Raw genomic sequence first — 21,608 nt, forward strand, 5'->3', positions numbered from 1 at the left:
GATGGAACGGGTTACCTGCCGTATCTGCGCGACGTGTGTGCTCGTCGAGAAGTTCAGTCCGCAGCACACCAGCGTGCAGTGGAGCGCGGGCGCGGTGGCGGCGTGCGCCGAGTTCGCCGGCGCGGACAGTGCGCGGGTACGGACCTGCGTCGCGCTGCGCGACAGCATCGATGCCGCCGTCGCGGGCGGTCTCATCGACGTCAGCAGCCGGGACGGGGACGTGCCGTGACAGCCGTGGAGGACCGAAGAGGAGACGCAGCAGTGGATCGAGCCCGAGCGGCCGTGGCGCCGGGGAGCCGGGCCGAGGTTCCCGACGACTCCGAGAGTCGCCCCGGCGCATTCCTCACCCTGCGTGTGGCGCGGGTGATCCGGGAGACCCACGACGCGGTATCGCTGGAGCTGAGTCCGACCGCAGAGCAGTCGAATGCGATCGACTATCGGCCGGGCCAGTTCCTGACCCTGCGGATTCCGAGCGAGCTGACCGGCTCGGTGAGCCGCTGCTACTCGTTGTCGAGCGCGCCGCACGAAGCGGGGCCGCTGAAGGTCACGGTCAAGCGAACGTCCGACGGCTACGTGTCGAATTGGTTGTGCGACAACGCGGTCGCGGGCATGGATCTCCACGCGCTGCCGCCCGCGGGTGTCTTCACCCCGGCTTCGCTGGACGAGGACGTGCTGTTGTTCGCGGCGGGCAGCGGGATCACCCCGGTGCTGTCGATCCTGAAATCGGTGCTGGCAGACGGAGCCGGGCACTGCGTGCTGATCTACGCCAACCGCGACGAGCGCTCGGTGATCTTCGCCGACGAACTCGCCGACCTGTCCGCCCGGCATCCCGGCCGCCTGGTCGTGGTGCACTGGCTGGAGAGCGTGCAAGGGCTGCCGTCGCGGCCGCAGCTCGCGGCGCTGGCCGGACCGTGGCGCGAGCGCGAGGCGTTCGTGTGCGGACCCGGCCCGTTCATGGACGCCGTCTCCGCCGCACTGATCGGGTCGGGCGCCGACCGCAAGCGCGTGCACGTCGAGAAGTTCGTGTCGCTGAACGGCGATCCGTTCGATACCGCCACGCCCGATGTCGTCGACTCCGGCGACTCCGGCGACCACGCGGCGGTCGAGGTGGAACTCGACGGCGAGACGCGCGCACTTCCGTGGCCCCGCCACCAGGTCCTGCTCGACGTCCTGTTGGCCAACGGGCTGGAGGCGCCCTATTCCTGCCGCGAGGGCGCGTGCAGCGCCTGCACCTGCCGGGTCGTCTCCGGTCAGGTGGCGATGCGGCACAACGAAATTCTCGACGAGTCCGATCTGGCCGAGGGATACGTGCTGGCCTGCCAGGCGGTCCCGGTCACCGACACGGTGCAAGTCACCTATTCCTGAGGAGTACGACGAATCAATGGCTGACATCGCCTCGCTCGGCTACGTCCGAGTCGCCATCGCCGATGTGGCGGCCTGGCGCGCCTTCGCCTTCGACGTGATGGGTTTCGCGCAGGCCACCGGGCCGAATCCGGACAGTCTGTACCTGCGCATGGACGAGCACGCCTACCGTTTGGAACTCGTCCCGGCGGAACAGGACCGGGTGCTCGCCGTCGGCTGGGAGGTGCGCGACTACCGCGCGCTCGCCCGGGTGCGGCAGGCGCTGGAGCAGGCGGGCGTGGCGGTCACACCGCTCGCTCAGGAGCAGGTCGACGCACTACGCGTCGAGGAAGCCTGCACCTTCACCGACCCCGCCGGGTTCACCGTCGAGGTCTTCCACGGCCCGGTGCTCGACCACAGCCCGGTCGTCACTCCCCACGGAAACCGTTTCGTCACAGCGGGATCGGGACTCGGCCACGTCGTGCTACCGGTGCCCGATCTCGAGGAGGCGAACCGTTTCTACTGCGAGATACTCGGATTCCTGCCACGCGGCTCCTTCCGAGTGCCCACCCCACCCGGTGTGGGACCGGTGCGCGTACGGTTCCTCGGCGTCAACCAGCGTCACCACAGCCTCGCCCTGATCCCCGGCACCCGTCTCGACGGCCCTGGCCTGGTGCACATCATGGTCGAGGTCGACGAACTCGACGCCGTCGGCCGGGCGCTCGACCGCGTCATGCGGGCGGGTCTCCCGTTGTCGTCGACCCTCGGCAGGCACACCAACGACAAGATGATCTCCTTCTACGTCCGCACGCCCGGCGGCTGGGATCTCGAATACGGCACCGAAGGTCTGCTGGTCGACGAGTCCACCTACAGCGCGGAGGAGATCACCGCCGACAGCTACTGGGGCCACGAATGGTCACGTGGCTGATCCGGTGGCCCGGCTCGTCAGCCGCGCCTCGAGATCGAGCAGTTCGGCGCGGCGCAGTTTTCCCGCGTCGTCGCGCAGCGGGGTATCGGTGAACCGGTAGGTGCGCGGGCATTTGTAGCGGACCAGTCGCGACTCGACGTGACCGCGAAGCCGCGCCTCGTCGAGCGGGGCGTCGGTCTCGACCACGGCGTGAACGCGCCTGCCGAGGTCGTCGTCCGGCAGCCCGACGACCGCACACCCGCGCACGCCGGGATACTCGGTGATCACGGCCTCCACCTCGGCGGGGAAGACGTTGGCGCCACCAGTGACGATCAGGTCGGTGCGGCGGTCGCTGAGATAGAGGAATCCCTCGTCGTCCACGTGGCCCAGGTCGCCGAGAGAATCCCAGCCCGGCCAGTTGGCGTGGGTGCGCGGTTCGGCGCCCACGTAGCGATAGCTGGGTCCGTCGCCCTCGGCCGGGCGCATGAAGATCTCGCCGACCATGCCGGGCGGGCACGGACATCCGTCGGCATCCAGGACGACGAACTCGCCGAAGACGGCGCGGCCGACCGAGCCGGGGTGGGTCAGCCAGTCCCGGCCGTCGATCAGCGTCATCATCTGATTCTCGGTGCCGCCGTACATTTCGTAGATCTTCTCGGCGCCGAGCAGCTCGATCCAGGCCCGCTTGAGCCACGGCGGGCAGGGCGCAGCCATGTGCCAGAGCCGCCGGACGGAGCCGAGGTCGTAATCCTTCGGCCGATCACGCACCTCGGTGAGCATGCGCGACATCATGGTCGGCACCACGGTCAGCCAGCTGACTCGGTGGCGAGCGATCGCCCGCAACGCCGTGCGCGCCTCGAATTTCGGCAATATCACCAGGTGCTGGCCCGCCATGAGACCGAAGAACGAGGTATTGAACGGCGCGTTGTGATAGAGCGGGCCGCTGACGAGCTGGACATCGTCCGGTCGCTGACCGAGCACGGCGTTGAGCGGCGCGACGTCGAGCAGACCCGCCTGGCCCGACACGATCAGCTTCGGGCGTCCGGTCGTCCCGCCGGAAGTCGGCGCCTTCCACGCAGGCGCGACCGGATAGTGGTCGAACGGCGCGTCGGAGAACTCTGCCGACAGCGCGTCCTCGTCCGGCGCCGCGGGCAGGCCGGGTTCCGCGGCGCCGACCACCAGCCGCGGTCGCGCGAGCCGGAGCACGGCCGATCGCTCCGGTGCGGGAAGCCGCGGCGAGATGAGTTGCGGCACCGCGCCCAGCTTCCAGACCGCGAAGACCGTCGCGAAGTAGGACGGTTTGTTGGCCAAGGCGACGGTCACGTAATCGCCTCGGCGGACACCGAGTTCGGCGAAGTGCCTGGCTCGGCGATTGGCGGCCGACTCGAGGTCCTGCCGCGACCAAGTGTCGCCTTCGAACGTGATGGCCGCGGCGTGCGGGTCGGCGGCGGCCAGGTCGGTGAGAATCTGCCCGAGCGGCCGGGCGAGTGGATCAGGCACGGCGGGCGAACCTCGCTAGGAAGTCCGGGTCAACGATGTCGCCGTGGACTTGGACGTTGTGGCTGTGCGCGAGCTGATGCAGCGCGAAGGCCGTCTGCTGTGCCGTCGCGCGGCCCTGCGCGTCCTGCGCGGCGTTGACCGACCGCTTGGCCAGTTTCAGCGCGAACAGCGGCATGGCGGCGATCGTCGCGGCCAGCCGCATGGTGTGCTCGGTCAGCTCCGCTCGCGGGACGACCCGGTTGACCATGCCGATGCGTTCGGCGTCGGCCGCCGTGAGAGTCCCGGCGGTGAACAGCAACTCCTTCGCTTTCCGTATGCCGAATTCCCACGGGTGGTTGAAGAACTCCACCGCGTTGGCGCCCATCGCGACGACGTTGTCGACGAACTCGGCATCCTCGGACGCCACGATCAGATCACACGGCCAGACCAGCATCAGCCCGCCCGCGATGACCTTGCCGTGCACCTCCGCGATGGTCGGTTTGGGGATGTTGCGCCATCGCTCGCTGAACCCGGCGTAGATCTCCTCCTCGCGGGCCATGAGTCCCTCGGCGCCCTGGTTGCCGAAGCCGGCCCAGGTGCCGACCGGCGTGCGCGGACCCATGTTGGCGCGCCAGTCGTGTTCGCGCAGATCGTGTCCCGAGGAGAAGTGCGGGCCTTCGGCCGCCAGCACGATCACGTGGATGCCGTCGTCGCGGGCGGCCCGGTCGAACGCGTCGTTGAGGGCGTAGAGCAGCTCGGTGTTCTGCGCGTTGCGTGCGTCGGGACGGTTCAGGACGATCCGGGCGATCCTCGGCGTGCTGTCGTCGTAGCGGACCAGATCGCTCATCGCACACCCGCCCACAGCAGTCGCTCCGCGGCATCGGGATCGTTCGCCACGGTGACGGTGTCGGCGATCAGGCCGGTGGTCCGCCGCTGCCGCTCGTACCGCGCCCAGCCCGGATCGGCGTCGAGCACGAAAGCCCGATACATGCCGTGCAGGTTGTCGGCGACCGCGTCGGGGGCATGCGCGCCGACCAGGGTGTGATTCTCCGGACGGGTGTGCGTTTTGAAGACGAATGGCAGGTCCACCGCGTGCGCGGCGCCGAGCCGCCCGCCGAGCCGCGGTGAGCCCCAGTCGAATCGGAAGGCCCACGCCGCGCCGCCCGCGTCGGTCTGCGCCTCGGCCAGGCGAATCGCCGGGATGCGGAAGAACCAGTCCGTAACGACCGCCGACAGCAGATCGCCCGCCGAGGCATCCGGCCGGGACGCGCGATAGCGGGGAAGCGCGACGGCGGGGTCCAATCCGTATCCCGCGGCTCCGGCGGCCAGGGTCGGCTCATCGATCTGATCGATGGCGCCGGAAGCGACCAGGATGAGCCGGGCGTCCTCGGCATTGCTCCCGGCCAGGATCGCCACGTCGGTGGTCGCGCCGGAGGCGACTACCCCCAGCGGATCGTCGACGACGATCGCGCCGTCCACCACGGGCGCGAACGGCAAGGTGGTCAGCGCCGATCGTCCCCATTTCGCCGGATCCGCGGCGGTTTGCACTTCGTGCAGCACCGCCCTGACATGCGTGGACAATTCGTCGATCGGCATGTCCGCGAAGGCGTCGAGCGAGGGCTCGATGCCGATGTGCGCGGCCACGTTGTCGATCAGCAGGCGCGCCTCGTCCGGGGTGACGGTGTTGGCCGCCGCTCCGGAGTGCGCGATCAGACCGCGGAACAGGCCCCGAGCGCGCGGCACGGCGAGCAGAGTGGTGGCGAGCATGGCACCCGCGGACTGTCCCGCGATGGTCACCCGAGCCGGGTCGCCGCCGAAGGCCGCGATGTTGTCGCGCACCCACTCCAGCGCCGCCACCACGTCCAGGATGCCGAGATTGACTGTGTCCGCGCCGAAATGCAGCCACCCTTCGCCGCCGAGGCGATAGTTGACGGCCACCACGACCACCCCGCTCGCCGCGAACGCCGTGCCGTCGTAGGTCGGCAGGGCGTTGGAGCCATTGGTGAACGCTCCGCCGTGGATCCACACCAGGACCGGGCGCGCACCCTCGGTCGCGGAGGTCCAGACGTTGAGGTTGAGCACGTCGTCGCCCGGGATCGACACTTCGGGAACGAGCCCGTCGTAAGCGGGCACGTACGGCGCGCGTGCCGCGGTCGGGCCCGGATCGGTCGCGTCCCGGACCGTGGCCCACGCTTGCGGCGGCACCGGTGGAAGGAACCGATGCTTCCCCGCCGGGGCGGCGGCGAAAGGGATACCGAGGAATTCGTGCACCGGCCCACGGGTGCGTCCGCGTACCGGTCCGTATTGGGTTTGGACGGTTTGCAACATATCTGACATCTGTTTCATCCTTGATTGGAATTCAGCACATGTTGCAATCAAGCCCTACGGGATCTCGCTGGTCAAGAGCATCGTCATGACCAATTAGTTGCACATGTGCAACCTAGTGACTATTTGTTACATCGGCGGTACGCTGGCCCGCATGACATCTCGAACGCCTTTGCAGCGGGCGCTGGGGGACGGCGCGGAGCGGCGGCCCGAACCGATGGACGCTCTCCGTCTGGCGAAGCGAAAGTTCCTGCGCGGCGAGCGACTCGACGTCGGCCAGCTCGCGACCGAACTCGCGGTCAACCGGGTGACGCTGTACCGCTGGGTCGGCAGCCGCGACCAGTTGTTGATAGAGGTCATCTGGTCGCTCACCGAAGCGACACTGCGCGACGAGTGGGAGCGGGTGCGAGACGAGCCGGGCGCTCGGGTGCCCGCGCTGCTCGCCGCCTATCTCCGAGCGGTGCTGGCGCAACCGGGAGCGCGCAAATTCGTGTTGGAGGAGAACGAGCGTGCCATGAAGCTGCTCACTTTGGCGAGCAACGGGTTCCAGCCGCGCCTTGTCAAAGCCGTGGCCCGGTATCTCGCGCGGGATCTCGAGGACGAGCGCATCGCCACGACGCTCACGCTCGACGAACTGGCCTACGCCAGCGTCCGGATCGCCGAGTCGTTCCACTACCTGCCGACGATCGCCGGGGCGCCCCCCGACCCGGACCGGGCGGAACGGGTCTTGAGCGCGCTTCTGCACAAAGGGTCGGGGTGACCGGCTGACTCGCGCTCGATCACCTCGGTGTGCATAGACTGTCGGATCGAGGAGGAAGGACGCTGATGAAGCGAAAGCTGAACTGCCCCTGCGGAGAACTGATCGTCGGAACCGACGAGGATGATCTCGTGGCCAAGACGCAAGCCCATCTGGCCGAGAGCCATCCCGGCCACGACTACTCGCGCGACGAGATCCTGTTCATCGCGTACTGACGAACAGCCTGCGTGGACGCCGCCGAGCGCTCCGGCACCCTGATCCTCGGGCCGGGTGAGGTTCGAGGAACGTGCGCTGCCGACCGGCCGCTGCCACACCGACCGGCATCCACCGCCGGCACTCGTGCCGCGACAATCGCGGCGCATCACGGGCGGGGGCGCAAGCCTTCGATCATGTGTGTGGTTGTCTCGTCCACCAATTCGTCGGCGGTCTCGGCGGCGATCACGCCCGAGCCGACGAAGGTGGCCAGGCCTTGTAGCGCGGCGACCGCGGACAGCGCGATCCGGCGCGGGTCGCCGTCGATCACCTCCCCCCGCTTCTGTGCTTCGGTGATGAGCGCGACCGGCGTCGCGAACGCCGCGTCGACGGCCCGGGACATCGCATCGCCCGCGGCGGGGCTGTGCCTGCGCGCGAACATCAACGCGACGAGCGCCGAGTTCTCGGTCGCGAAATGGAGATAGGTGCGGGCCAGGGCGCGGATGTGCCCATCGGCCGAGTCGGCGGCCGCGGTCTGTGCCAAGGCGGCGGCGAGGCGTTGGAAGCCGGATACCGCGATGGCATCCAGTAGCGCCTGCTTGTCCTTGAAATGCCGGGTCGGAGCGGCGTGACTGACTCCGACGTCACGCGCCAGTCGGCGTAGCGACAAGCCGTCGACGCCGGACTCGCGCAGCGTGGCCTCGGCCCGCTGCAACAACTCGGCGCGCAGGTCGCCGTGGTGATAGGACCGGCTTCGAGTGATCGGCATGGTGTAGGCAGGATAACAAAATGTAGTCATTGCCTACTTTGTAGGCGGTGACTACATTGACTCGCATGACGGTTCGGACCTTCACCGCCCCGATCGCAGTGCTGACGGTCTTCGCGGCGCTGCTCGCCACCATGTATCTCGGCTACGCCAGCAATACCGAGAAGAACCTGCACGACTTCCCGGTGGCCCTGGTGAATCAGGACGTCGGCGACACGCTCGACGGCAAACCCGCCAATTTCGGCGCCCAGGTCAGCGACGCGCTGGTCGCGGGCATCCCGGCGGAGAAAATCGACCTGCGCGTCGTCGGCATCGCCGAAGCGCGCAAACAATTGCAGAACGGTGAGGTCTACGGCGCGATCGTGATCCCGTCCGACTTCACCAAGCGGCTCGCCATCCTCGGCGCCGCCGCCGTGGTGCCCGGTGCGGTCGAGCGCCCGGTGATCACCATCCACACCAACCCGCGAATCGGCCCCTACACCACCGGCATCATGCAGCGCATCGCCGACCGCGCGTTGCGTCAGGTGGACGAGACCGTCGGCAAGAGCCTGACCGATCAGGTGAACGCCGCCCTCGCCGCCGGGCCGGGCGCGCCGGTCGAGCCCAGCGGGGCCGCCCGGCTGATGCTCACCGATCCCGTGCAGATCGTCACCGCGCCCTACCGGCCGATGGACGACGGCGCCGGGCAGGGCCTCGTCGCGTTCTTCTACACCTTGATCCTGCTGCTGGCGGGCTTCACCGGCGCCATGATCATCCACACGCTCGTCGACTCGGTGCTCGGTTTCACGCCCACCGAATACGGCCCGTGGTTCGTGCACCCGCCGTCCACCGGCATCTCCCGGTTCCGCACGCTGCTGATGAAATGGGCGGTCATCGTCACCGCGGCTCCGGTTCTGTCGGGGATATTCCTCGGGGTCGCCTCGGCATTGAATGTCCCACTGGGCAGTCCGCTGCTGTTGTGGCTCTACGGAACACTGGCCATCGTCGCGGTCGGAGTGACCGCGCTCGCCGTGCTCGCCACCTTCGGCACCGCGGGGCTGCTGGTCAATCTGATCCTGTTCGTCGTCCTGGGCCTGCCCTCGTCGGCCGCCACGGTCCCCCTGGAGGCGACGCCCGCCTACATCGCGAACCTCGCCGCCTTCGAACCGATGCACCAGATCTACCTCGCCGTTCGCGCCATCCTGTTCTTCGACGCCCACGCCGAAGCCGGTTTCGGCCAGGGCTTGTGGATGACGGTGCTCGGCCTCGGGATCGGCCTGCTGCTCGGTGTGACCGCGACCTACGCCTATGACCGCCGCGGCCTGCACCGGGCTTCGGCTCCGACCGAGAACGCGCCGGTCATCGCGGTACCCGCCCTAGCTCGATAAAGCGCGCCGCGCGGTGGTCAGCGTGGGCTACCGCAGGTGTGAACCTCCCCGGCTCCTTGATCAGCAGAAGATCGAGCGTCGTGCGGATACCGGGGCTGGGCGGCCACCACCGTCAGTGGTCACCGGCCGCCAGCAGCGCGTCCAGCTTCTCCGAGTCGACGCCGAAACCGGCGAGGCGGTTCAGCGGGATGGAGCACCCGGCCCACGAATACTTCCGCGACCGCTACCGCACTGCCCGGGACGCTCTCACCCGCGCCATCGCCGACCTTTGCGAATCCTGCCGCGTACCGGCCGATCTGGATCCCGACCGCTTCGCCGTCCTCGCCATGGCCGTCCTCGACGGCCTGCAGACGCAGTGGCCGTACGACCCGGCCGATCACGTGGCGTACCTGTGGGAGCTGATCGAGCGCTCCGGGACGTCGTAGTATCGAGCTTGGTAGTCCGCCCCGGCCGTCCATCGTCCAGCCGGGCGGCAGCCACGGGGAGTGCAAGATGAGCGCACGCGAGGGCCTCCGCCCGCGACGGTTGCATCGCAGCACCCGGGTGCTGGTGGTCGCCGCCACGGTGTTCGTCGTGTCGCTGTTGGTGGTGCCTCGGCTGATCCGAGGCTACGTCAGCTGGCTGTGGTTCGGCGAAGTCGGCTTCCGTGGTGTCTGGCTGACCGTGCTGTTCACCCGGCTCTCGCTGTTCATCGCGGTCGCGCTGATCATCGGTGGCGTCCTTTTCGCGGTGCTGTGGCTCGCGTTCAGGTTCCGCCCGCTCTTCGTTCCCGAGTCCGAAGAGGAGAACAGTCTTCGGCCGTATCGGGCGGCGGTGCTCCGGCATCCGGTGCGGTTCGGTCTCGGCATCGCGACCTCGCTGGGGCTCGTCTGCGGCCTTGCCGCGGAGTCGAACTGGATGACCGTCCAGCTGTTCGTCCACGGCGGGTCCTTCGGCGTGTCCGACCCGCAATTCGGGCACGATGTCGGGTTCTTCGTCTTCGACCTTCCCTTCTATCGATTCGTACTCAACTGGCTGTTCATCGCCGTGGTCCTCGCCTTTGTCGCGAGCCTCGCCGCGCACTACCTGTTCGGTGGCCTGCGGCTGTCCAGAAAGACGGGCGGCCTGACGCACGCGGCCCGCGTCCAGCTCGCGATACTGGCCGGCTCGTTCATCCTCTTGAAGGCTGCCGCCTATTGGCTCGACCGGTACTCGCTGCTATCCAGCCGCAGCAAGGAACCCACTTTCGCGGGCCCTGGCTACACCGACATCAACGCGGTGCTTCCCGCCCGCCTCATTCTCTTCGCGATCGCCGTGATCTGCGCCGTGGCGGTCTTCGCCGCCATCGTCGTGCGGGACCTGCGAATCCCGGCGATGGCCGCCGCGCTTCTGCTGCTGTCGTCGATCCTCGTCGGAGCCGTCTGGCCATTGGCCGTCGAGCAGTTCTCCGTCCGCCCGAACGCCGCCGACATGGAGCGTGTCTACATCCAACGCGACATCGCGGCCACCCGCCAGGCGTACGGGATCGGCAGCGACCGGGTCGAGTACCAGCCCTATCCCGGCGTCGGCACCAGGTCGCCGCCCGAGGTCCCCACGGACGTCACCACGATCGGTGACGTCCGCCTGCTGGACCCGAGCGTGCTATCCCGGACGTTCACCCAGCAACAACAGCTGAAGAATTTCTACAGCTTCCCACCGCATCTGGACCTGGATCGCTACCGGGTCGGTGGGCAACTGCGCGACTACGTGGTCGCGGCGCGCGAGCTGACCCCGACCGCGCTGAGCGGCAACCAGCGCCATTGGGTCAATCGGCACACCGTCTACACGCACGGCAACGGGTTCGTCGCCGCACCGGCCAACCGGGTGAACGCGGCGGTCCGCGAGGCCGCGGGCGATGCCGCGAGCAGCAACAGCGGATATCCGATCTACGCGGTCGGTGACATCGCGTCCCAAGCCTCCGGGCACCAGGTGATCCGAGTGGATCAGCCGCGCGTCTACTTCGGCGAAGTGATCGGCCATGCGAGCCCGGACTACGCCATCGTGGGCGGCGGCACCGAGCCCCGCGAGTACGACACCGACACCACCACCTACACCTACGCCGGCGCGGGCGGCGTCCCGATCGCCAACTGGGTCAACCGCCTCGCCTTCGCGGTGACCTACACCGAGCGCAATATCGTCTTCTCGAAGGCGATCGGTCCCGGTTCGAAGATCATCTTCAACCGCGATCCCCGCCATCGTGTCGAACTCGTCGCACCGTGGTTGACCACCGACAACGACCCCTACCCGGCGGTCGTGAACGGCCGGATAGTCTGGATCGTCGACGCGTACACCTCGATCGACGGCTACCCCTACGCCAAGCGCAGTTCGCTCGAAGCCCTCGAGCCGGGCGACGAGACCCAGCGGGAGTCGCCGCGAGAGATCTCCTACGTGCGCAACTCCATCAAGGCGACCGTCGACGCATACGACGGCACGGTCACCCTCTACCAGGTCGACCGGCAGGATCCGGTGCTGGCGGCCTGGATGAAGGTCTTCCCCGGCACGGTCCGACCGGAGGAGTCGATCAGCCCGGAGCTACGGGCGCACTTCCGGTATCCCGAAGACCTGTTCACGATCCAGCGCGAGATGCTCGCCAAATACCACGTCGACGAACCGCGCGAATTCTTCACCACCAACGCGTTCTGGTCGGTGCCCAGCGACCCCACCGTGGAGTCCAATCCGCATCAGCCTCCGTTCTACGTCCTGGTCGGCGACCAGGCCGGCGCGGAACCGTCGTTCCGGCTGGCCAGCGCGATGGTCGGCTACAACCGGGAATTCCTCTCCGCCTACGTCTCCGCCCGCTCCGACCCGGAGGGCTACGGCAAGATCACCGTCTCGCAGTTGCCCACCGACACCCTCACTCAGGGTCCGCAACAGATCCAGAACTCGATGATCTCCGACACCAGAGTCGCTTCCGAGCGCACCCTGCTCGAGCGCTCGAACCGGATCCAGTACGGCAATCTGCTCACCCTGCCGATCGCCGACGGCGGCGTGCTATACGCCGAGCCGCTGTTCACCGAACGGATCTCGACGGCACAGAACGCGTCGACATTCCCGCAATTGGCGCGAGTGCTGGTCAGTTACCGCGATCCCGGCACCGGCGGTGTCCTCGTCGGCTACGCGCCGACCCTCGCGGAGGCGCTGGAGCAGGTGTTCGGTCCGGCCACCGGCAGACTCGCCACGCCGCCCGGCGGCGGACCCGGCGCCCCACTGCCGCCGGGTCAACAGCCCGCCGCGCCACCACCGGTCGCGTCACCGCAGGCACAGCCCCCGCCGGTGGATCAGGCGAAGATCGCCGAACTCAACGCGCAGATCGACCAGATCCGGGCCGCACTGGAACGTCTGCAGAAACAGCTGGGCGAACTCGAACGCAACGGTCGCTGACGCTCGCGTCGTCGGCCGCCAGCTACTAGTCGGATTCCGCTGCTGCCGAGTCACTTTCGAGGACCGCGCTGCGTTGCGAGTCCGGCAGGTGAACCAGAATCAGGCCGACGCCCGCGATGAGGAAGTTCTGCAACGCGGCCGACGAGGCGTTCACGTCGTCATTGGCCCACATGCGGAACCATTCGCCGCCGATGGTCAGGAACCCGCCCAAGAACAGCAGCACCGCCATGGTCCAGCCCAGACTCGACAGTTTCACGGCCGCGTCCAGACCGGCTCGCAGCCTGCGCGGCCGTCCGGTCAGCACCCGGCCCCATACGGCTCCCGCCGTGAGGAGCACGAAGGCGATCAGGAATTCCCAGATCACCACGAGGATGTAGGCGACGAGCGCGACATTGCCATTGGTGATCGCGCGCCAGTCCGTGCCCGGATTGTGGATCGTCGCTTTCATCGACAGCACAGCGGCCACGCCGTTGCGATTGGTGTCGGTGTCGACGCAATTGGTGAACGCGACGAACAGATAGTAGAAGCCGGTGATGGTGGCCAGCGTCGCCACCGCCATCCGGCGACTGCCCACCACATCGAGAATCTTTGTGCCGCTGCGCGTCATCTGCCTACCTCGGGTCGACCGGCCAGGAGCTCCAAGCGTCGACGATCATATCGGTGCCCGATCACGCATTCTCCCCACAGTGGGGAGCCCGGCACGGCCGGGGACGAGTCGAAATGTTGTCTACCGCATGAGGTTCCGTTTTGTATCGCCCGGAGTCTGTGCGCGAGGTTTCCGGCTGTACGACCGGCGGCGGCGGGCGGGGGACGTCGTGAAACGCGGCGACTGCGCCACCCGGGTGTGGTGGCGCAGTCGTCAACTGTGCGCTCCGAAGGCTCGGCGGAAGTGCCGAACCCACCGGCTTCTACTGGGCGGTGGTCTGCCGCTTCGGCAGCTTCCACCCCGGCCGGGGGAAGTGGCAGGTGTAACCGTCCGGGTAACGCAGCAGGTAGTCCTGATGCTCCGGCTCGGCCTCCCAGAACTCACTCGCCGGGGTCACCTCGGTGACCACCTTGCCGGGCCACAGACCGGAGGCGTCCACGTCGGCGATGGTGTCCAGGGCGACGCGCTTCTGGTCGTCGTCGAGATAGAAGATCGCCGAGCGATAGCTGCTTCCGATGTCGTTGCCCTGGCGGTCCTTCGTCGTCGGATCGTGGATCTGGAAGAAGAACTCCAGCAGTTGCCGGAAGTCCGTCTGGGCCGGGTCGTAGACGATCTCGATCGCCTCGGCATGGCCAGGGTGGTTCCGGTACGTGGGATGGTCGTTGCGTCCACCGGTGTAGCCGACGCGTGTCGATATCACTCCCGGCTGCTTGCGGATCAAGTCCTGCATGCCCCAGAAGCATCCACCGGCCAGAATCGCCTTGCGCGTGTCGGTCACGCCTCCTCCTTCGCGAAGAGAGTCCTGTACTGCCCATAGCCTTCCGCCTCGAGGTCGTCGAGGTGGATGAACCGCAGCGCAGTCGAATTGATGCAGTACCGCAAGCCGCCCGCCGCGCGGGGACCGTCGGTGAACACGTGCCCGAGATGGCTGTCGCCGTGTGCCGAGCGCACCTCGGTGCGGACCATCAGATGGCTGAAGTCCCGCTTCCGCACCACGTTCCCGGCTTCGATCGGCTTGGTGAAACTCGGCCATCCACTTCCGCTGTCGAACTTGTCGACCGAGGCGAACAACGGCTCACCCGACACCACATCCACATAGATGCCCGGCTCGTGGTTGTCCCAGTACTCGCCCGTGAACGCCCGCTCCGTGCCGTTCTCCTGAGTGACGTGGTACTGCTCAGGCGTCAAGGCGGCGACCGCCGCGGGATTCCGGTTGTACTCCCGTGCCACATGACCTCCTCATATCGGCCCCTGGTACAACCAGGGCACCGGCATGGAAAATCCCGTGCGAGCCGGGCGTCACACTCCGGTCCGGGCAGCCGGGCCCACGGCGGCCGCCCGTCGTCACCGACGGCGTCGGTCGTCCCGCTATACCGTGGAACTCGCGGTGGCTTCCGGGGCGGGAGGGGCGACGCTCGGGGGCGCCTTTCTCCGGGGCACCGTGAATACGGCGACCAGGCAGAGAACCGCGACAACGAAGCACGCGAGGGTGTACCACAGATTCCCGATCGGGTCTCCTTCGCTGGTCACACCGTCGACGGCGGCGAAGAAATCGGGCAACGCGGTCGCCCAGAGCAATGCCATCACGCCCAGGTACACCACGCCGTAAATGCGGACGAAGTCGTTCGTATAGGGCGCCGCGTCCGAGTCGCCGCGCCGCAGCCGGAGCCACTGGCGGGTCAAGATCACCACGGCGGCAATGGAGAGGACGGCCAATTCGGCGGCGTAGAGCACGCCACGCACCGTGGTGCTACCCATGCCGAAGACGGTCGCGGGGATGGGCAGCACCGCTGTGCCCAACGAGGCGAGAATGCCGATGACGATCGTGCGCCCGACCAGCTGCCCTCCGGAGAAATTTCGGCCCTGGTCGATGTGGCGGCCGACGAACGATTGGACGCAGAAGGCGAGCGACATCGGCCACAGAGCGGCGAAGACGACCACGCTCGGAAGCGGTACCGAATCGAACATCGGTTGATTGATCGGGTTGTCGACCGACCATTCCCACCAGCGCAGCTGCGGGCCGAGATGATCGAAGATCTCGTAGAAGGCGTGGTGGACGAAGCCCACGCACACCGATCCGGCGAGCACCCCGTAGTGCCGGAAGACCCCGAGAATCCTGACCAATTCGAACGCGAGGGTGGCCATGAACGGGTAGATCGCGATGATGTAGAGCGGTAATCGGCCCCAGAGGAATTCCACGGTGAACAGGTTGTGCGCGAACATCGTGTCGACGTGCGCGTCGATGCCGAACGCCGCGGGGAAGTACAGCGGCGGCTCGATGATGAACAGATACGCGGTCGCCCCGAACCAGAGCACCGAGTTGGTGGGATCGCCGTGGCGGCGCAACCGCACGATCGCGTAGATCAGGGCCAGGACCGCGCCGAGGACGATCGTGAATTCGAGGACGGGCAGGGTCCAGTTCTCCAATGCGAAAGGGTTCCGCACCTCGACCGGCCCGCCCGCCTCCTCGCAGGAGAAGCCGAGCGCGGTCGCGAGACGGTCGAAGGTGGGTGCGCAATCAGCCATCGGTCCGGCTCCTAGCGTGCGACCGTGTCGGCGGTGTACCAGTGCGAGACGTCGTAGCCGGCGTCATAGCGTTCGAACCACACGGCGGCCAGTTCGGGTAGTTTCTCGTGGTCCGGATTGTGCTTCGGCAATTGACTGCGGATGACGCCCACCAGTGCGACGAGTTGTTCACCGAGCGGCAGGTGGTCGAACGCGCGCGGCATCGGGCCGTTGTCCTCGGCCTGCAGAAACGGCAACCATTTGCGCAGCTTCTGCCTCCGCCGGTAATTCGCGAACATGGACAGCGCGTCGACCTTTCGCTCCTCCAGCGGGACATGCTTGTTGAAGCCCGCGCAGGCCAACCGGATCACCTTCATCACGTGACGGAAGATCGACGGCGCCATGCGCATCCGATACACATCGCTCCCGACGACGGAATCGAAGATGATCAGCGCGGAACTGCGATGTTCGACCTCTTCGACGAAGTGCCAGATGAACAGCGACGCCACTCGGTCGTCGCCCGGCCGGAACAAGGTCGAGTCGTTGTCGAGCATCAGTTTGAACACCGGAGTGAACGTCGCTTCGAGATCGGCGGTGTAGGCGAGGCGGTATTCGACCGAAGTGTTCACGGTGAGGCGGTCGAATTCCGCGATCACTTCGTTGAGCGTCTCCTGGAGTCCCGGGTGGCGCCGGATCAAGGCATTGGCGTGCTGGCGATGGGCGGTGGAGTGCTGCCCCTCCTGGCGCACGAACGCGTCGGCTTCCTCGGCGACCTCGGGATCGGTGATCAGGGGCATGGCCTCGCGGATCATGTTGACGATCATCTTCTCGAAGCCGATCGCCAGGAAGGACACCGCATTGGCCATGGACGAGAAGGCCGGATTCTCCTCGTTCCACAAGAAGGGCACGTCGTAGTCCGCGAATGCGAAGCGCATCTTCCGTACTTGAAGATCGGTCACTGGGCTATACCTCGACTTTCCGAAAGAACCGGTCCGGCGGCACCACCCGATGCGCCGAGCCGCGTTGCAGTGATCATACATACGACTGTCCAAGTGTATGATCAGAATCGCGTCAGAGCCGGGTCTACGGCACCCTTGTGATACGGTCGAACCCTTGATCCGGAGGGTCGGCAGGCTTTCCATCAGGGGGTTCGCAAGCGACGGGCTTCGAGTCGAGGAAGCGGGCAGTGGCAGGAAGGCGCGGGTGGGGCGGGAGTCCGCCGAAGGACGACGAGGAAGCCTCGCGTCGCATCGTCGCCGCCGCGGTCGAACTGATCGGACGGACGGGTTCGGAGATCGGCATCGCCGACGTCGCCGAGTCGCTCGGCGTCATCCGGCAGACGGTCTACCGGTACTTTCCCAGCGCGGACGCGCTGATGACCGCGGCGGCGATCGCCTCCGTCGACGGGTTCCTCGATCGGCTGACACAGCACGTCAGCGGGTTGGAGGACGCCGTGGAAGCGATGACCGAGGGGGTGGTGTACACCCTCGCCGAGGTCCGTCGAACACCCCACCTCGGCATCTTGCTGTCGAGCACGTACTCGAACGTCCATCCGGAGAGCCTGACCTCCGAAGAGGCGCAAGCCTTCGGCATGACGATGATCAAGCGCTTCGACGTCGACTGGGCGAGTTACGGATACGACGACGAGTCGCTGCACGAGCTGGTCGAATACGTCCTGCGCACGATGCAGTCGTTCTTCATTTCCCCGGGCAATCCACCGCGCGGCGAAGATGACCTGCGACGGTATCTACGGCGCTGGATGGGCGCAGCGATCATCGCCCAGACGAAGCCCTCCGCCAGCGTCCAGGGGTTTGCGCCGTAATCGGTTGCGGCACTTGTGGTGTGGCGCCGATGCGGATGAGGCGAGTGGGATCAGCTCGCGTCGTCGAGCCGTACCGTCACGAAGACGCGGCCGCGTTCGTCGCGTCGCGCTACCGCGTGCCCGGGCCGGTCGGCGCCGTTCAGATGGAGCGTGATGGGGCCGCCCTCGCCCAAGAAGTTCCGCCACCACGTCTTCCGGTCCGGCAACGCGACTCCGATGACGAACTCGTCCGCTTTTCGCCAGTAGTTGACCGGTGTGCTGAACGTCCGCCCGGACCGTCGCCCCACATAGGTGATCACCACGAATCCTCTGCCCAGCAGGCGCCCGAGTACCGGCGCGTCGAGCATGCCTGCCACCCCGGCGTTCATCGCTCGCACGATGCGTCCCAGCACCGTCTTCAGTTCCACGAATTCCTCCAGCCACCCACGGACATCTCCCGAACCCTAACCGTTTTCGCGGTGACGAGCCCGCCGCAGTGGGCCGGACGGTCACCGAAATGTCGTTTTGCGACGCTCGACTTCCGGTTGTGGGCAGGATTCGCCAATTGACCGGCACCTCGAACGGACCCGCTTCGATACTCGTGCGACGACCGTCATCACGGCGGCCGGAGGGTTCATGCGCAGAAGGGAAACCGATGACAACCAGCCTGCCCGCATTCCCCGCGGCGAACGAGGATCTGCTGGACACCTGCATCCGGCTCCGGGAGATCGCGCCGGTGGTCGAGGTGGAGTTCCCCGGCGGCGTGCCCGCCTACCTGGCCCTGACGCACGACGCGGTGCGTGAGATCCTCGCCGGGGACAACAAGACCTTCGCGCGGGATCCGAAGCATTGGCCGGCCCTGCACGACGGTTCGATCGCGGAGGACTGGCCGCTGCGCGCCGTCGTGCAGGGCGATCACCTGTCCACCAAGGACGGTGACGACCACCGGCGGCTGCGGGGTCTGATCAGCAAGGCGTTCACGCCGGGCCGGGTGCAGGCGCTCGAGCCGCGCATCCAGGCGATCATCGATCGATTGCTGGACGACGTGATCGCCGCCGGTGACGGCGTCGATCTGGTGCCCACCTTCACCGAAGCGCTGCCGATGGCGGTGATCTGCGAACTGTTCGGGGTGCCTGAGCCGGAGCGGGACCGGCTGCGACGCTGGACCGCAACCCTGCTGGCCCACACCACACCGCCGGAGGAAGCATTCGCGACGCAGAACTCGCTGATGACGTACCTGTACGAACTGGCGGACCGGAAACAGGAAAAGCCCGGCGACGACCTCACCACCGGTCTGGTCCAAGCTCGCGATCGGGACGACAAACTCACGGCCGACGAACTGGTCGCCGTTCTGTGGATCATGCTGGTGGCCGGGCACGAGACCACGGTGCATCTGCTCGGGCACGCCATTCTGGCGCTGTCGCGACACCCCGAGCAGCTCGCCCTCGCGAAGGCGGAAGACCGCTGGGGTGATGTGGTCGAAGAGACTGTGCGCTACCGCCATTCGGTGATGATGACGAGCTGGCGATTCACGCTGACGGACGTGACCGTGGCCGGAGTCGCCATACCCAAGGGCCAGGCGGTCGGTGTCGCGTACCAGGCCTGCGGGATCGACCCGGCCGAATACGGCGAGGCCGCGAACGAGTTCGACATCACCAGGGAGCAGCGCGGCGGACATCTCGGATTCGGTCACGGGCCGCGGTACTGCATCGGCGCGGGCCTGGCCCGCCTGGAGGGCCGTCTCGCGCTCGCCTCGCTGTACCGTCGGCTGCCGAACCTGGAACTCGCCATCGACCCCGACGAAATCCCGTACTCGCCGTCGTTCTTCACCGTCGGCCCCCTGTCCATTCCGGTGAAACTGGGCGCCGAGAAGCAGTAACCCTTGCCCGGCGCGGCAGCCGAACCACGAGGTCTCGGGTTCCGACTTTCGTGCCGGTTGCCGCGCCGGTCGACCCGCAATTGCCGATAATCGGTCAGCGTGGTGAACGACTCGCTGGGCGCCGGCCACGGCGCACTCGATGCATGTTCACATGGTCGGCAAATTTGCGCGGATGGTGCCCGGGCCGTTCGCGATGGTCGCGGCGGATTGTCGAATCTTGCAACGTTTCCGCTGTTCAACGGTCTATTGCGAACGGGAAACGCATTGTCGGATCTGGCGAGATCTGATCATGTGTCGTGTCACGCTGCTGCGGTCCGCAGTTCCGTAGCAACTGGCAGGAAGGATCGATGACGCCGATGTCACAAGGAGATCCGATCGTCGGGACCACGTCCGAACAGCTCGCCCGGATCGCAGTCCAGGGGCCCTGGGACGCCCAAGGGCAGGTGCGCCCGGAAGCGGTGCAGTTCGCGTCGAACTTGGTGAGCGCCGTGCGTAAGCGCAGTGGCAAGGGGCTGGTGCCCGATGACGTGGACGACCTGGTGAACCGGGCGCTGAACGTCGCCGTGCCGACGTTCCCGCGCATCGAAGGGGCGGGCGGGATCGGTCTGTCGGCGCACATGCTGCGTCAGACCACCACCCGGCCGTGCCCGCTGGTGGTCTTCCCCGCCGGGTGGACACCCGTCGGCTGGCCCTTGTTCGAGTACGCCTATCTCACCCTCGCGTGGAAGGGCTATCACGTGCTGGCCTACACGCCGCGCGGAATCGGCTGGACCGCCACACCAGGAACGAACCTGCCGTGGTTCGGCACGTCCGAAGGCACCGTCGATGTCGCTGGTCCATGGGATCGGGCCGACGGCAAGAAGGTGCTCGACTACGCGATAGACGAACTCGCCCCCAGCGGCATCGCCTTCATGGGTGAGTCCTATGGCTCGGGCATCAGTCAGCTCGTGGCCGCGCACGATGACCGGGTCGACGTCGTCGTCGCGCTGAGTACCTGGGGCAACCTCGCCACCAGTCTGTACGACAACGGCACCCGCCATCTGAAGGCCGTCGAGGCACTGATCGGCCTGACCGGTGGCGAGCAGGCGGAGAAGTTCGACGAAGAAGCATTGGAGATCCTGGCGAAGTTCGCCGAGGGTGTGGACATGGATCCGGTTGTCGAGTGGGGCACCGAACGCGCACCGGAACGCTATGTCGGCTCCCGTGATATTCCGACCTTCTTCTCGAATACCTGGCACGAGGGGCTTTTCCCGGTGAACCAGGTGCTGGAGACCTTCGAGAAGCTTCCGCGCCCGAAACGGCTGAACATGTGGATCGGCGACCACGCGGCGCCGGAAGGCCCCGGCCTGATCGCTCCACCCATGCCCGGTGCGGGCCCGAACGAGCCACTGCGCGAGGCATACGCCTGGCTCGATCACTACCTGAAGGATGAGGACAACGGCGTCGACGCGTGGCCGGAGATCAGCAATCAGGTCATGTTCACCTACGTGACCACTCCAGGCGCCGGGAACGGCCAGAACGTGATCGTCGAACCGGCGCGGCGCGAGGAGAAGGCCTCGTGGGCGGACGTCACCACCGATACGGAAGTGCTGGTCTTGACCGATGAGCGTGAGGGCGGCGACGGTGTGCTGACCCCCGATTCCACGGGCGGTTGGCAACGCAGTTTCACGGTGGGCGAGGAGCCCGAGGTCGTCGCCATGGACAAGCTCATGACGACGGGCCAGGAGGAGTGGTCGGGCAATCCCAAGGTCTACCGGATCGATGAGATCGACCGCGGTCATGCCCTCGTCTGGTCGACGGGGCCGCTGCTCGCAGCACGAGGCGGCGTCGCCAGGCAGATCCGCGGGATCCCGCGGTTGCAAGTGACCATCGACAGCACCCACGAGTCCGCGACGGTGGTCGCCTATCTGCTCGATGTCGACGAGAACGGCTCGGCGAGAATCATCACCCATGAACCGAAGACGACGGAGTCCGGTCTGCCCGCGACCGTTTCGTGGGAGCTGCAAGCAGCCGCCTACGATCTCCCCGACGGTCATCGGTTGATGCTCGTCCTCGACGGCATGGATCCGCTGTATTCCAGCGCGAACAAGGTCGGTTCGACGATCACCGTCAGTGCACCGGATGGCGCCCCGTCCTGCCTGGAGTTGCCGCTCGGCTGACCGTTGCGCGTGGCCCGGGCAGGCAAACCATCCGGGCCACGCCATGGTCGACGACGGATCGGGCCATGACCACGATTCGGCGGTC

The 21,608-nt window shown here is 67.1% G+C and carries 21 protein-coding genes; 11 read left to right on the forward strand and 10 right to left on the reverse strand.

Annotated features, from left to right (window positions below; genetic code table 11):
- Position 1: 1 nt before the first annotated feature.
- From ACIHAX_RS14100 to ACIHAX_RS14110, 3 genes are read left to right on the forward strand one after another with little or no spacing between them, the layout of a single operon-like run.
- Positions 2–229 carry a hypothetical protein gene (locus ACIHAX_RS14100; protein WP_397277672.1) on the forward strand — a complete coding sequence of 76 codons (228 nt, stop codon included), beginning with the start codon at positions 2–4 and terminating at the stop codon, positions 227–229.
- A gap of 32 nt (positions 230–261) precedes the next feature.
- Entirely contained in the window at positions 262–1,365 is a 1,104-nt protein-coding gene (locus ACIHAX_RS14105) for a 2Fe-2S iron-sulfur cluster-binding protein (protein WP_397277674.1), read from the forward strand.
- 16 nt (positions 1,366–1,381) lie between these two features.
- Complete coding sequence (locus tag ACIHAX_RS14110) at positions 1,382–2,269, forward strand: VOC family protein (RefSeq protein ID WP_355075457.1); 888 nt, start codon at positions 1,382–1,384, stop codon at positions 2,267–2,269.
- On the opposite strand, the gene ACIHAX_RS14115 is transcribed toward ACIHAX_RS14110, so the two are convergent.
- From ACIHAX_RS14115 to ACIHAX_RS14125, 3 genes are read right to left on the reverse strand one after another with little or no spacing between them, the layout of a single operon-like run.
- A complete protein-coding gene (locus tag ACIHAX_RS14115) occupies positions 2,258–3,748 on the reverse strand; it encodes an AMP-binding protein (RefSeq protein ID WP_397277676.1) in 1,491 nt (496 codons plus the stop codon). The genes ACIHAX_RS14110 and ACIHAX_RS14115 overlap by 12 nt on opposite strands.
- A complete protein-coding gene (locus ACIHAX_RS14120; RefSeq protein WP_397277678.1) occupies positions 3,741–4,574 on the reverse strand; it encodes an enoyl-CoA hydratase in 834 nt (277 codons plus the stop codon). The genes ACIHAX_RS14115 and ACIHAX_RS14120 overlap by 8 nt, the downstream gene beginning before the upstream one ends.
- Entirely contained in the window at positions 4,571–6,064 is a 1,494-nt protein-coding gene (locus tag ACIHAX_RS14125; RefSeq protein WP_397277680.1) for a carboxylesterase/lipase family protein, read from the reverse strand. Before ACIHAX_RS14125 ends, ACIHAX_RS14120 begins: the two co-directional genes overlap by 4 nt.
- Before the next feature lie 142 nt (positions 6,065–6,206).
- Between ACIHAX_RS14125 and ACIHAX_RS14130 the strand changes: the two genes are divergently transcribed.
- The gene (locus tag ACIHAX_RS14130; RefSeq protein WP_397277682.1) at positions 6,207–6,812 is read left to right on the forward strand and encodes a QsdR family transcriptional regulator; all 606 of its coding nucleotides are present in this window, start codon (positions 6,207–6,209) and stop codon (positions 6,810–6,812) included.
- 65 nt (positions 6,813–6,877) lie between these two features.
- Positions 6,878–7,024 carry a DUF1059 domain-containing protein gene (locus tag ACIHAX_RS14135; RefSeq protein ID WP_397277683.1) on the forward strand — a complete coding sequence of 49 codons (147 nt, stop codon included), beginning with the start codon at positions 6,878–6,880 and terminating at the stop codon, positions 7,022–7,024.
- A 146-nt stretch (positions 7,025–7,170) separates the two neighbouring features.
- Here the strand turns inward: ACIHAX_RS14135 and ACIHAX_RS14140 are convergent, their stop codons facing one another.
- Positions 7,171–7,770 carry a TetR/AcrR family transcriptional regulator gene (locus ACIHAX_RS14140; protein ID WP_355075468.1) on the reverse strand — a complete coding sequence of 200 codons (600 nt, stop codon included), beginning with the start codon at positions 7,768–7,770 and terminating at the stop codon, positions 7,171–7,173.
- A gap of 65 nt (positions 7,771–7,835) precedes the next feature.
- Between ACIHAX_RS14140 and ACIHAX_RS14145 the strand changes: the two genes are divergently transcribed.
- The 3 genes from ACIHAX_RS14145 (at position 7,836) to ACIHAX_RS14155 (ending at position 12,533) form a co-directional block, all read left to right on the forward strand.
- On the forward strand, positions 7,836–9,134 hold the full coding sequence (locus ACIHAX_RS14145) for a DUF3533 domain-containing protein (protein ID WP_355075469.1): 1,299 nt from the start codon (positions 7,836–7,838) through the stop codon (positions 9,132–9,134).
- A gap of 80 nt (positions 9,135–9,214) precedes the next feature.
- On the forward strand, positions 9,215–9,559 hold the full coding sequence (locus tag ACIHAX_RS14150) for a TetR family transcriptional regulator C-terminal domain-containing protein (protein WP_397277684.1): 345 nt from the start codon (positions 9,215–9,217) through the stop codon (positions 9,557–9,559).
- 67 nt (positions 9,560–9,626) lie between these two features.
- Positions 9,627–12,533: a UPF0182 family protein gene (locus tag ACIHAX_RS14155; RefSeq protein ID WP_397277686.1), complete on the forward strand. Its 2,907-nt coding sequence runs from the start codon at positions 9,627–9,629 to the stop codon at positions 12,531–12,533.
- Between the two features lie 25 nt (positions 12,534–12,558).
- Here ACIHAX_RS14155 and ACIHAX_RS14160 read toward each other — a convergent pair whose 3' ends face one another.
- The 5 genes from ACIHAX_RS14160 to ACIHAX_RS14180 form a co-directional block, all read right to left on the reverse strand.
- Entirely contained in the window at positions 12,559–13,140 is a 582-nt protein-coding gene (locus tag ACIHAX_RS14160; protein ID WP_356965886.1) for a DUF2165 domain-containing protein, read from the reverse strand.
- A 301-nt stretch (positions 13,141–13,441) separates the two neighbouring features.
- Positions 13,442–13,957 carry a peptide-methionine (S)-S-oxide reductase MsrA gene (gene msrA, locus ACIHAX_RS14165; protein WP_397277688.1) on the reverse strand — a complete coding sequence of 172 codons (516 nt, stop codon included), beginning with the start codon at positions 13,955–13,957 and terminating at the stop codon, positions 13,442–13,444.
- On the reverse strand, positions 13,954–14,409 hold the full coding sequence (gene msrB, locus ACIHAX_RS14170) for a peptide-methionine (R)-S-oxide reductase MsrB (protein ID WP_355075479.1): 456 nt from the start codon (positions 14,407–14,409) through the stop codon (positions 13,954–13,956). The genes msrA and msrB overlap by 4 nt, the downstream gene beginning before the upstream one ends.
- A 138-nt stretch (positions 14,410–14,547) precedes the next feature.
- Positions 14,548–15,705 (reverse strand): hypothetical protein, encoded by a 1,158-nt coding sequence (locus ACIHAX_RS14175; RefSeq protein ID WP_397277690.1) that lies wholly within the window; start codon positions 15,703–15,705, stop codon positions 14,548–14,550.
- 11 nt (positions 15,706–15,716) lie between these two features.
- A complete protein-coding gene (locus ACIHAX_RS14180) occupies positions 15,717–16,643 on the reverse strand; it encodes a metal-dependent hydrolase (RefSeq protein ID WP_355075483.1) in 927 nt (308 codons plus the stop codon).
- A 227-nt stretch (positions 16,644–16,870) separates the two neighbouring features.
- On the opposite strand from ACIHAX_RS14180, the gene ACIHAX_RS14185 reads away from it, so the two are divergent.
- Complete coding sequence (locus ACIHAX_RS14185; RefSeq protein ID WP_397277693.1) at positions 16,871–17,506, forward strand: TetR/AcrR family transcriptional regulator; 636 nt, start codon at positions 16,871–16,873, stop codon at positions 17,504–17,506.
- A gap of 50 nt (positions 17,507–17,556) precedes the next feature.
- Here the strand turns inward: ACIHAX_RS14185 and ACIHAX_RS14190 are convergent, their stop codons facing one another.
- Positions 17,557–17,907 carry a hypothetical protein gene (locus ACIHAX_RS14190; protein WP_397277753.1) on the reverse strand — a complete coding sequence of 117 codons (351 nt, stop codon included), beginning with the start codon at positions 17,905–17,907 and terminating at the stop codon, positions 17,557–17,559.
- 233 nt (positions 17,908–18,140) lie between these two features.
- Between ACIHAX_RS14190 and ACIHAX_RS14195 the strand changes: the two genes are divergently transcribed.
- Both ACIHAX_RS14195 and ACIHAX_RS14200 read left to right on the forward strand, forming a co-directional pair.
- Entirely contained in the window at positions 18,141–19,364 is a 1,224-nt protein-coding gene (locus tag ACIHAX_RS14195) for a cytochrome P450 (protein ID WP_397277695.1), read from the forward strand.
- 356 nt (positions 19,365–19,720) lie between these two features.
- A complete protein-coding gene (locus tag ACIHAX_RS14200; protein WP_364436727.1) occupies positions 19,721–21,523 on the forward strand; it encodes a CocE/NonD family hydrolase in 1,803 nt (600 codons plus the stop codon).
- The last annotated feature ends 85 nt before the right edge of the window (positions 21,524–21,608 follow it).

The organism is Nocardia sp. NPDC051929, assembly GCF_044548645.1.
GTDB classification, from domain to species: domain Bacteria; phylum Actinomycetota; class Actinomycetes; order Mycobacteriales; family Mycobacteriaceae; genus Nocardia; species Nocardia sichangensis.